The organism is Salinivibrio socompensis S35, from assembly GCF_000513715.1.
Taxonomy (GTDB): domain Bacteria; phylum Pseudomonadota; class Gammaproteobacteria; order Enterobacterales; family Vibrionaceae; genus Salinivibrio; species Salinivibrio socompensis.
On record NZ_AQOD01000079.1, the window covers coordinates 1 to 11218 of the forward strand.

Annotated in this window: 8 protein-coding genes and 2 pseudogenes; 4 read left to right on the top strand and 6 right to left on the bottom strand. The window is 51.0% G+C overall.

What is annotated here, in order from left to right:
• Positions 1-277 precede the first annotated feature (277 nt).
• A complete protein-coding gene (locus DZ54_RS0109805) occupies positions 278-1066 on the top strand; it encodes a hypothetical protein (RefSeq protein WP_025673940.1) in 789 nt (262 codons plus the stop codon).
• 261 nt (positions 1067-1327) lie between these two features.
• On the opposite strand, the gene ppa is transcribed toward DZ54_RS0109805, so the two are convergent.
• Complete coding sequence (ppa, locus tag DZ54_RS0109815) at positions 1328-1855, bottom strand: inorganic diphosphatase (protein ID WP_025673942.1); 528 nt, start codon at positions 1853-1855, stop codon at positions 1328-1330.
• 129 nt (positions 1856-1984) lie between these two features.
• On the bottom strand, positions 1985-3007 hold the full coding sequence (fbp, locus tag DZ54_RS0109820) for a class 1 fructose-bisphosphatase (protein ID WP_025673943.1): 1023 nt from the start codon (positions 3005-3007) through the stop codon (positions 1985-1987).
• A 259-nt stretch (positions 3008-3266) separates the two neighbouring features.
• Here fbp and mpl point away from each other — a divergent pair, with 259 nt between their 5' ends.
• Both mpl and DZ54_RS0109830 read left to right on the top strand, forming a co-directional pair.
• Positions 3267-4640 carry a UDP-N-acetylmuramate:L-alanyl-gamma-D-glutamyl-meso-diaminopimelate ligase gene (gene mpl / locus DZ54_RS0109825; protein ID WP_025673944.1) on the top strand — a complete coding sequence of 458 codons (1374 nt, stop codon included), beginning with the start codon at positions 3267-3269 and terminating at the stop codon, positions 4638-4640.
• Complete coding sequence (locus DZ54_RS0109830) at positions 4630-5259, top strand: flavin prenyltransferase UbiX (protein ID WP_025673945.1); 630 nt, start codon at positions 4630-4632, stop codon at positions 5257-5259. Before mpl ends, DZ54_RS0109830 begins: the two co-directional genes overlap by 11 nt.
• 77 nt (positions 5260-5336) lie before the next feature.
• On the opposite strand, the gene DZ54_RS0109835 is transcribed toward DZ54_RS0109830, so the two are convergent.
• From DZ54_RS0109835 to argR, 3 genes and pseudogenes are all read right to left on the bottom strand, one after another.
• Positions 5337-5768 (bottom strand): universal stress protein, encoded by a 432-nt coding sequence (locus tag DZ54_RS0109835; RefSeq protein WP_025673946.1) that lies wholly within the window; start codon positions 5766-5768, stop codon positions 5337-5339.
• Positions 5769-5826: 58 nt separating this feature from the next.
• A pseudogene (locus DZ54_RS20630) lies at positions 5827-8395 on the bottom strand (TRAP transporter permease).
• A 289-nt stretch (positions 8396-8684) separates the two neighbouring features.
• The gene (gene argR / locus DZ54_RS0109845) at positions 8685-9155 is read right to left on the bottom strand and encodes a transcriptional regulator ArgR (protein ID WP_025673947.1); all 471 of its coding nucleotides are present in this window, start codon (positions 9153-9155) and stop codon (positions 8685-8687) included.
• Positions 9156-9461: 306 nt separating this feature from the next.
• Here argR and mdh point away from each other — a divergent pair, with 306 nt between their 5' ends.
• Positions 9462-10400 carry a malate dehydrogenase gene (mdh, locus tag DZ54_RS0109850; protein WP_025673948.1) on the top strand — a complete coding sequence of 313 codons (939 nt, stop codon included), beginning with the start codon at positions 9462-9464 and terminating at the stop codon, positions 10398-10400.
• 184 nt (positions 10401-10584) lie between these two features.
• Here mdh and DZ54_RS20635 read toward each other — a convergent pair.
• Positions 10585-11218: pseudogene (locus DZ54_RS20635) on the bottom strand (polyprenyl synthetase family protein); the annotation flags it as partial.

The window sequence follows — 11218 nt, forward strand, 5'->3', positions numbered from 1 at the left end:
AAGAATGGGAATGGGTTGAGCCATTACGTGCGGACGACTCCCCGTATCGAACCACCTTATTCGGTGGCGACTAGCAGAGGATAATATGAGAGCCATCACCTTAATTGTAACTGTCATTTTATTAGCAGGATGTTTTGGAGATAAACAAATGAGGCAAGCGAGAGAGCAGGTGTCGACCGTTGATATTGAGATAGAGCAAGAGGGCGAGAACCCCCCTGTGTTATACACCGCCAATATCAGCTCACAAACCATGTATTGCTTTGGCGTGATTAATAACATAGATGCCATTGACAACCTAAACGCGAGGGCTGCCACCTTTTCATCGGGATTTAACGCCACCGCGTATTTACAGCCCGGAAAAAACCAGCTAGAGCTTGCCGTGGCACCGTCGGGTGTTTACGACGATGACTTTACCTACCGCGCGGGTGATACCTGTCAAGTCACCTTGTATGGCGCTTTCTCGGATGGCACCAAAAAAGAGATGTCCAACCTGACCGTTACGGTGGAAGACGACCAGCCGACGATTAAAGACTCGACCACCTATCCGGCGAAGTACCAAACCCCTTTGGTCAATGTTGACGGTAGTGTGCGCGGCTACTTGACAGAATTTGCACGCCCCATCCATATAAAGACGATACCCCGCTGGCGCTGGGTGGATGCCACCCCGTTTGATGAAAACAACCCTAAGCATATGAAAATGCTGTATCGCGCGTATACCCACCTTCTCACTTTGCTTCAAAAGCGAGACTTTGAAGGCTTAAAAATGGCGTGGTCACTCTCGAATCGAGAAAAAGCGAAAGCAGAAGCCTATATGACCGAGCCGGATGAATTTTTTGATGTGATGGATTTACCCGGAGATTTTGAACGGGCTTCGGATGTTCGAGCCGAACCAAGACGTGAATGGCATGAATACTCAGTGAAGAGCCTTATGGATGGACGTTTAGTGAGATTAGAGGATCAACGAGGCATGTCTCCAGTAAGATACGGCTCGGATGAATTAGACTCAATCACTAGTCTCGATCCATTCTTCTCCATCATTGATGGACGTATGGTGATTACACGCTAAGGAGGCGATATGGCAGGCGCAGTAAGACTTGGGATATCGCCGGGTGGGCACGGATGTTTTCCGCCCACCGCAGTGACCAGCGCCAGCGCTGGAGTGATGATTAATGGCAAGCCGGCGGCAAGAGTGGGGCGAGTATCTATTCATATTAGGGGGGGGGGTGAAAAACTGAAGGGTGGAATACCACCCTTCGGTACGGCTTTAGCCGCTAACACGCTCTTCAATGTCATCATACACAATTACTAATGACAAAGAGATATTCGCTTACTGTTTTGCGCGCTCAAAAGAAGACAGGATTTCGTCCTTTGCGGCTTGCGCATCGGCCCAGCCATCGACTTTGACCCACTTGCCTGCTTCCAGCTCTTTGTAGCGCTCGAAGAAGTGCGTGATTTGTGCTTTCAGTAGTTCAGGCAAGTCGTTTACGTCTTTCACGTGATCGTACTCTTTGGTCAGCTTGCTGTGTGGGACGGCGACAACCTTGGCATCTTCACCGGATTCGTCGGTCATTTTTAGCACACCCACTGGACGGCAGCGGATCACTGAGCCGGGTACGAGAGGAAAGGGAGTTGGTACCAGTACGTCTACCGGGTCACCATCGAGTGACAAGGTATGGTTTACATAGCCATAGTTACATGGGTAAAACATCGGGGTAGACATAAAGCGATCGACGAATACCGCACCGCTATCTTTGTCCACTTCGTACTTGATTGGATCAGCATTCGCTGGGATCTCAATTACCACATAAATATCTTCAGGCAGCTCTTTGCCCGCAGGGACCTGGTTCAGGCTCATGGGATGTCCTTTCGTTAAATCAAACAGTGTGTGCCAATTATAACCGCCAAGCGTGAAAATAACAGAGGCGACCGATCAGGTCGCCTCTGTTATCACGATAAAGCGCAGCATTCTTTCTGCCGATACGCGCTAACTGTCGTCATGGTCGGGGTAAATTTCCAGGTATTCGCCGACCTTATCCACCATATTGCTAGAGCCGACAAAGAAAGGAACGCGCTGATGAAGCTCTTTGGGCTCAATGTCCATCACTCGCTGAACCCCATCCGTGGCTTTGCCGCCAGCCTGCTCGATAATAAACGCCATCGGGTTGCACTCATACAGCAACCGCAATTTACCGTTTGGGTAAGCCAGTGTGCTGGGGTACAAGTAAATGCCACCTTTTAACAGGTTACGGTGAAAGTCCGCCACCAAGGAGCCAATGTAGCGTGACGTATATGGGCGTTTCTCATGAGGGACGTTTTCTTGACAGTATTTGATGTATTTTTTGACGCCCTGCGGGAACTTGATGTAGTTGCCTTCGTTAATCGAGTAAATAGTGCCCTCTTTAGGAACGGTCATATTTTCGTGGGAGAGGCAAAACAGGCCTAGCGATGGGTCATAGGTAAAGCCATGTACGCCATCACCCGTGGTGTAAACCAGCATGGTCGATGAGCCGTAAATAATGTAGCCCGCGGCCACTTGGCGATGACCCGGTTGGAGGAAGTCTTCTTCGGTTGGCGGTGTGCCGACCGGTGAAACCCGGTGATAAATGGAGAAAATAGTGCCCACTGAGACATTGACATCGATATTGGAAGAACCATCGAGTGGGTCAATCAGGACCACATATTTGGCGTTACGATTCAGCTGTTTGTTGAAGATGACTGCCTCATCTTCTTCCTCACTCGCGACACCGCAGACGTGGTCACGAGCCTCCATCGCGGCCTTAAACTTTTCGTTAGCGTAAACGTCGAGCTTTTGTTGTTCTTCACCTTGTGCGTTTTCTGTGCCGATAGCGCCGGCGATGTCGACCAAGCCCGCTTTGTTGATCTCACGGTTGACAATTTTGGCGGCGAGACGAATAGAGGCAAGCAGAGAAGATAAGTCGCCGCTGGCATGCGGGAACGCGTGTTGCTTCTCAACAATATACTCGCCGAGGGTCTTAATGTCGGGCATTCTCAATCCTTAGTGATGATGAACTGTCTTTCTAATCCAATGGAATCTAAGTGGGCAGTGGTCTGCCTCTTGAAATCGTTGTCATTCTAGCGCTCGTGACTTTTTAATCGTACTGAAGAAATGGATGAGGCCAGGGAAGTGTGATCGCGACATAAAAAACCATGTCATATGCGCGCAAGCGATAAGACCCAAGCGTTAATCCAAGGCATAATAACGGCCCGCGCCCAACGGCTGGATAATCAACAAGACAGTGAAGGCTATGCATATTCATATTTTAGGCATCTGCGGTACCTTTATGGGTGGCGCCGCTATGCTGGCAAAACAATTGGGGCATAAAGTGACAGGCTCAGACAGCCAGGTTTATCCCCCGATGAGCACCTTACTCGAATCGCAAGGGATCACTATCATTGAAGGCTATGATCCTGCTCAGCTTGTGCCTAAGCCAGATTTAGTGGTGATTGGCAATGCCATGAGCCGTGGTAATCCCTGTGTTGAAGCCGTGCTCAATCAAGGTTTGCCCTACACCTCTGGGCCGCAATGGCTGCATGATTTTTTACTCCAAGACCGCTGGGTGTTAGCGGTCTCAGGGACTCACGGAAAAACCACTACCGCCAGTATGCTGGCCTGGATTTTAGAAGATTGTGGTTATCAACCTGGGTTTTTGATCGGTGGGGTAGCCAGCAATTTTAATGCGTCGGCGCGATTAGGAGGCAGCCCGTTTTTTGTGGTCGAAGCCGATGAATACGACAGCGCATTTTTTGATAAGCGCTCTAAGTTTATTCACTACCAACCACGTACCTTGGTGATCAATAACCTGGAATTCGATCATGCCGATATCTTCGATAATCTCGCGGCGATCCAAAAGCAATTCCACCATGTGATACGGACCGTGCCGGGCATTGGGCAGATTATCGCCCCGTCCGATGACCCCAATGTGTCGGAAACGCTTGCGATGGGGTGTTGGAGTGAGTGCATGTATACCGGCCCCGAGGGGCAATGGCAGACGGTCAAACACGATCCTGCTGGCAGTCACTTCGATGTTATATTCGAGGGGGAAGCCGTGGGCAGTGTGCAGTGGCCGCTAGTGGGTGAGCACAATATCCATAACGCCTTGATGGCTATTGCTGCAGCCCGGCACGTGGGGGTAGTGCCGTCACTGGCTTGCCAGGCGCTTAGCCGGTTCATTAACACCAAGCGTCGGTTAGAATGGCGCGGTGAACAAGCGGGAGTGACGGTATATGACGATTTTGCTCATCACCCAACCGCCATTCGACTGACCTTAGAGGGCTTGCGTGCCAAAGTCGGCTCGGGGCGCATTTTGGCGGTTTTAGAACCGCGCTCGAACACCATGAAACAAGGGGTCCATAAAAATACGCTCGCAGCGTCGTTAGCGACTGCAGACAGTGTGTTTTTGTTTCAGCCTCAAGGGCTCGATTGGTCACTTGAGGCGGTGGCGGAACAATGTACTCAGCCTGCGCACATTAACACTGATATGAGTACGCTCGTCACCATGCTGGTGGAGCAAACTCAACCGGGCGATACCGTGTTGATCATGAGCAATGGTGGTTTTGGTGGTATTCACGACAAATTGCTGAGTGCGTTGAGTCACAAAGGAGAACAACATGGCGGATAAGCGTATTACATTGGCATGGACGGGCGCGTCGGGAGCTCCCTACGGACTGCGTTTACTGGAATGCTTGTTGGCGCAAGATTATCAGGTTTTTTTGCTGATCTCCTCGGCCGCCCGTGTGGTACTCGCCACCGAGCATGGTTTGAAACTGCCCTCGGGCCCTCTGGCAGCGCAGAAAATCTTAGCCGATCATTTACAATGCGACAGCGATAAGCTAGTGGTTTGTGGTAAAGAAGACTGGTTTTCGCCCGTGGCATCCGGTTCGGCAGCGCCGAAACAAATGGTTGTTTGCCCCTGCTCGGCCGGTTCCTTGTCGTCGATTGCCCATGGACTTTCCGATAACTTGATTGAACGGGCGGCGGATGTGGTGCTTAAAGAGCGTGGACAATTGCTCTTGGTCGTGCGTGAGACGCCGTTTTCAACCCTGCATTTAGAAAACATGCACAAACTATCGCAGATGGGCGTGACCATTATGCCCGCTGCACCTGGGTTTTATCATCAGCCACAATCTATCGACGATCTGGTTGATTTTATGGTGGCGCGTATTCTTGATCATTTAGGGGCAGCACACACCTTGGTGCCGCGCTGGGGCTATGATCAACGCGCGCGCGAGAAGGAATAGCTAACCAGGTTCAGGCGAGACCTGAACCTTTGCTTTACTGATTTGGAGAGAGCCTGAACGTCTAGGCAGACACGCCACTACGGCTTGAGTACCAACACATGCATGGTGGCGCCTTCAAGCACCTTTGCGGCCACCGACCCTAACATCATTTTATTGACGCGAGAACGCTTATGGCTTGGCATCACGATCAAGTCGCACCCTAAGCGCTCGGCGGTTTTGATGATCCCTTTGTAAGGCTTTCCTTCTTCTACCGACACCTGGCAGGCAACACTTTTCGGAACGTACTTATCCGCAAACCCTTGCAGGTTGCGTTTCATATCGCGTTTCATCTTATTGGCGGCTTCTTCAGGAAAATAAGAGGCAACCATAGAGTTATGAATTCCTGGCAGTACCGTCAATAGGTGGAGTTTTGCGCCGGATTGACTGGCCAGCCATGCGGCGTGGTCCACTGCCTTATCCGCAAAGCTCTCATCATTTAAATCGACGGGAACCAGAATGTGTTTATACATAGCGATATCCTTTTCAATCAAAAAAGAAAGGGCACGCGCCTAGCACGTGCCCCTGTCATTAGGCTTGGCGGATGCGACGGCGTTGATTCCATCCCAGTAAGGCCAAGAGTAATAGTGTCGGCACAAAGACCCACTCTTTCCATGGGCGGATGTTATCCACTGTGACGGTTTTGATTTGCCAATCAAAGTCGATCCCCGCCTTATCGGCATCGCTGCCAAATTGGACTCTATCAACCAGTAACGTGTTGTTTTCCTCACGCAGTATGAGACCCGTATCGCTTACACGTGCCTTACCGCCTTCTAAGCGGTGATCAATGGGGAGCTCCACATGTTTAGATATCTGCTCACCAAAAAAGTTTTCACCTTCGACTTCAAGTTGGAGCGGTTTTCCTTCTGGCAGCTGCTCAGCAACGCGTGTGATTTCCGCTCCTGGATAGCTGGTGGTTGGTGGATAGATTTCATCCCACCAAAAGCCGGGACGGAATAGCGAGAAGGTGATAAGCAACAGCAACACGGTTTCCCACCATTTATTTCTGGTCATCCACCATCCTTGGGTCGCTGCAGAGAAAGCCAGCATCGCGATCGTGGCAGAGATGATCGTTAATATCAGATGAAAAGGGCCGTCGAGATCGAGCAACAACAACTGGGTGTTGAAGATAAACATGAAAGGCAAGATAGCGGTACGAATATCGTACGTAAAGCCTTGTACACCGGTACGAATTGGATCTGATTTAGCAATGGCGGCAGCGGCGAATGCCGCGAGACCGACCGGTGGCGTGTCATCGGCGAGAATACCGAAGTAGAACACAAAAAGATGCACGGCGATCAGCGGAATGATTAAGCCTGTTGCGCGCCTAGTGTGACGATTACTGGCGCCATCAGTGTCGAAACCACAATATAGTTTGCCGTGGTGGGGAGCCCCATCCCTAAGAGCAAACTGATCACGGCGGTAAAGAGCAACATCAAGAAGATATTACCGCCAGAGATAAGCTCGACAAAATCGGTCATCACCAAGCCAATACCGGTTAGGGTTACGGTGCCGACCACAATCCCAGCGGCTGCGGTCGCGACACCTATCCCGATCATATTGCGTGCGCCAGTGACAAAGGCTTCGAGCAGATCAACGCCCCCTTCTCGGATTTCTTCTTTAAAGTTGGTGCGTTGGTTAAAGTAAGCGATCAGTGGACGCTGAGTCAGAATGATAAAAATCATAAAGAGAGTGGCCCAGAACGCCGATAGACCAGGCGAAAAACGCTCGACAGTGAGGCACCAAACAAGAACGCCGATCGGGAGCAAATAATACAAACCAGAACGGACAGTGGGACCTGGCTCTGGCACCTCAGACAGATCTGTCGCCGCTGGATCCTCGGCCGCTTGCGACTTGTAGCGGGCCGAATAGCGCACCAGAAGAATATACGCGATCAGGGTCAATGTACCGATCACCACGGTCGCCATGCGCCAAAGACGTCTTTGGTCCAGCCGATACCATAATAAACCGCTGCGCTGAGCACTAATAGCCCGACAAACACGGTCATAAAGGAAAACAGCTTTTGCAATGCTGTACTCGTATGACGGCGCGGTAAGCCTTCCATGCCCGCTTTACAGGCTTCTAAATGGACGATGTAAATCAGCGCAATATAAGAGATAAGTGCAGGAAGTAGGGCCGCTTTAATCACCTCGACATAAGAAATACCGACGTATTCCACCATCAAGAACGCCGCCGCCCCCATGATCGGCGGCGTAAGCTGGCCGTTTGTGGACGCGGCCACTTCGACTGCCCCTGCTTTGTGGCTAGGGAAACCCACCCGCTTCATCAGTGGAATGGTAAAGGTGCCTGTCGTTACTACGTTGGCAATGGATGAACCTGACACAAGCCCAGACAGTCCCGATGCGACCACCGCTGCTTTGGCAGGGCCGCCGCGCATATGGCCCAGTAAAGAGAACGCCACCTTGATGAAATAGCCCCCAGCGCCCGCACGATCGAGTAGGGCACCAAAGAGCACAAACAAGAAAACAAAGGAGGTAGAGACGCCCAATGCAACCCCGAACACCCCTTCGGTGGTCAGCCATAGATGTGACATTGCCTTGTTGAGGCTGGCCCCTTTGTGGGCAATCACGTCCGGCATGTGCGGGCCGGCAAATGTATAGAGCAGGAAAACGGCGGCAACCACCATCAAAGGTGGCCCCAATGCGCGGCGTGTTGCCTCTAACATTAACACCATACCGATGGCAGCAACGGTAATATCAAAGGAAGTATAGGCGCCTGCGCGATCGGCGAGTTGATTGTAAAACAGAAACAAATAGCCAGCGGCCAGGCTGCCGGTAAGGGCGAAAATCCAATCTAAAAGGGGGACACGGTCGCGAGGTGACGTTTTACGCGCGGGGTAGGCGGTATAGGCCAAAAACATCGCGAACGCTAAGTGGAGTGAGCGAGCTTCTGTGTTATTCAGTACGCCAAAATCGAGTGCAAAAGGTAGCGGCGACGCATACCAAAGCTGAAAAAGGGACCAAAAAAGTGGTACCAGCCAAAGAATACGTCCTGATAGTCCATTCGGTGAGCGCGCACCCGTATCTGCTTGCGCCACCATGTCTTGCACATCAGGAGACGATTGATGTGTCTTCGTCATGCAGTTTGTCCTTATTATCATGTGCACCGCTGATGCGGCTGCAGTGTCCCGAGAAAAGCATACATGGCCTGTTTCGCGTTGATGGTGAGGCCAGTCTGCAGCCCACTGTGAAACTCCTCGCATCATTGACCCTCAATGAAGCGTGGGCAGTGTGTTGGCAGTTAAAAGCAGATAGTAACAGAGCGATATGGAAAAATTAAAAAGATGTTATCGCTTTTGTCTCGGGGAGGGTGCTTCAAATGTGAGACAAGGCAGACAGGCAGCGGCGTGACGCTGCCTGATAGATGGATCAGTAATAATATTCGAACAAGTCACATACTGCTTCGAAAAGCGCTTCTGTGGTTGTACCTCGTGTCGGGGTAATAAAAATGGTGTCGTCGCCGGCCACCGCGCCCAAAATCCCTTCGGCTTTACCGAGGGAGTCAAGGAGACGTGCAATCAATTGGGCAGCGCCAGGGCCAGTATGAATCACCACAACGGCTTCGTTGTAGTCGATTTCCATCACCAATTCACGCAACGCGCTACCTGTCGTTGGCACGCCGAGTTCGATGGGCAAGCAGTAGACCATTTCCATTTTAGCGTTACGGGTACGTACCGCGCCGAATTTGGTCAACATGCGCGACACTTTCGACTGGTTGATACCCTCAAATCCCTGAGCACGTAAGGCTTCGACAATCTCGCCCTGAGAACTGAACTTTTCTTCTTTAAGGATCGCTTTAAACGCTCGAACCAATAGGTCTTGTTTTTCTGAGTTACGCATGACGGCTGACTCGCAATAACAAACGAGTGGCTATTTTGCATATACATGCAATAGAGGGCAATCATTGCGCGCGTAAAATGGCGACAATGTCACTGTTGCTGCGTCTCGACAATGCCTTGAAGGCGCACCTGTTTAGGTGGTGAGCGAAAAAATGAGAGCTTCGGCTGATCATCACTGCTTGACGCTTGAGTGGGGGTATACCCAGGCATATGATGAGACAACACTTCGTACCATTGATGGGCGATTTGTGCCCGAACAGAAGCCGGACCGGATCCGGACTATAAGAAATATCGAAAGGAGAACGACATGAAAGTTGCTGTGATTGGCGCCGCGGGAGGCATTGGTCAAGCCTTAGCCCTACTACTTAAAAACAACTTACCCGCCGGTTCCGACTTGGCGCTATATGATATCGCACCCGTGACACCGGGTGTTGCCGTCGACTTGAGCCACATTCCGACCCCGGTAACGATTAAAGGTTACAGTGGCGAAGATCCTACCCCGGCACTAGAAGGTGCGGATGTGGTGCTGATCTCGGCAGGAGTCGCGCGTAAACCGGGGATGGATCGCTCTGATCTGTTCAACGTCAATGCTGGCATTGTGAAGTCACTGGCGGAAAAAATTGCCGACGTATGCCCGACAGCCTGTGTGGGTATCATTACTAACCCAGTGAATACCACGGTGGCCATTGCGGCTGACGTATTAAAAGCCAAAGGCGTTTATGACAAAAACAAACTGTTTGGTATCACTACGCTAGATGTTATTCGCTCTGAAGCCTTCATCGGTGAGCTGAAAGGGATGGATCCGCGTGACGTTTCTATCCCTGTTGTGGGAGGGCATTCAGGCGTGACGATCTTACCTCTATTGTCGCAAGTTAAAGGGGTGACCTTTAGTCAAGAAGACGTAGAATCACTGACCCCACGCATTCAAAATGCGGGAACAGAAGTGGTGGAAGCGAAAGCGGGTGGCGGCTCAGCAACGCTGTCAATGGGACAAGCTGCATGTCGCTTTGGCCTGTCTTTGGTGCGTGCACTGCAAGGCGAATCCAATGTGGTGGAATGTGCTTACGTTGAAGGCAGCGGCGAGCACGCACGCTTTTTCGCTCAACCTGTACAATTAGGTAAAAACGGCATCGAATCAATTTTAGACATCGGTGAGCTTAGCGCTTACGAGCAGCAAGCGATGGACAAGATGTTAGAAACCCTGCGTAACGATATCCAAATGGGTGAAGAATTCGCCGCGAAATAACCGTTAGAAACTGAAAAAACGGCGTCCACGAGGGCGCCGTTTTTTGTAAACGCGGGTAGACGCTTGAGGGCTAATATAACGTCATGACTGGGTTATCCGCTGACCAAGTTTCGCGATGGCGAGGTCTCGCAAAGAACATCACGCTGCGATGAAGCAGTATATCGATAATGCTGTACTTCGGTGACTAAGTATTGCGGTCAACGGCTAACTTGGCGAGCGCCACCAAGGCTTGTTTATAGGGTGAATCAGAAAGGCTATCAAGGGCATGGATAGCTTTTTCTGCTTCTTGCTCAGCGCGTTTACGGGTATAAGCGAGCGAGCCGCATGCGTCCATACAGGCTAAGATAGCCTCTAATTTATCGCGCCCATTTCCTTTTTCGATAGCGTTGCGAATCATCGCCGATTCCACTTCGCTGCCATGCTGCATCGCATGAAGCAAAGGCAGCGTCGGTTTGCCTTCAGCCAGGTCATCACCGGTTTGCTTACCCATCTCATCGTCTTTACTGGTGTAGTCAATCACATCATCAATGAGCTGGAACGCGGTCCCCAGGTAACGGCCATAGTTTTGCAGGGCTTTTTCCGTATCGGCGTCCGCTTCGTTGAGAATCGCCCCTATCTGTGTCGCAGATTCAAACAAACGCGCGGTTTTCGAATAGATCACCTGCATATAACTGGTTTCGGTGGTGTCAGGATCGTTACAGTTCATCAACTGCAACACCTCACCTTCAGCAATCACATTAGTGGCTTCACTCATTAAATCGAGAATTCTCAAAGAGACGTAAGCTGGTCATCATCTGAAACGAACGCGTATAAATGTA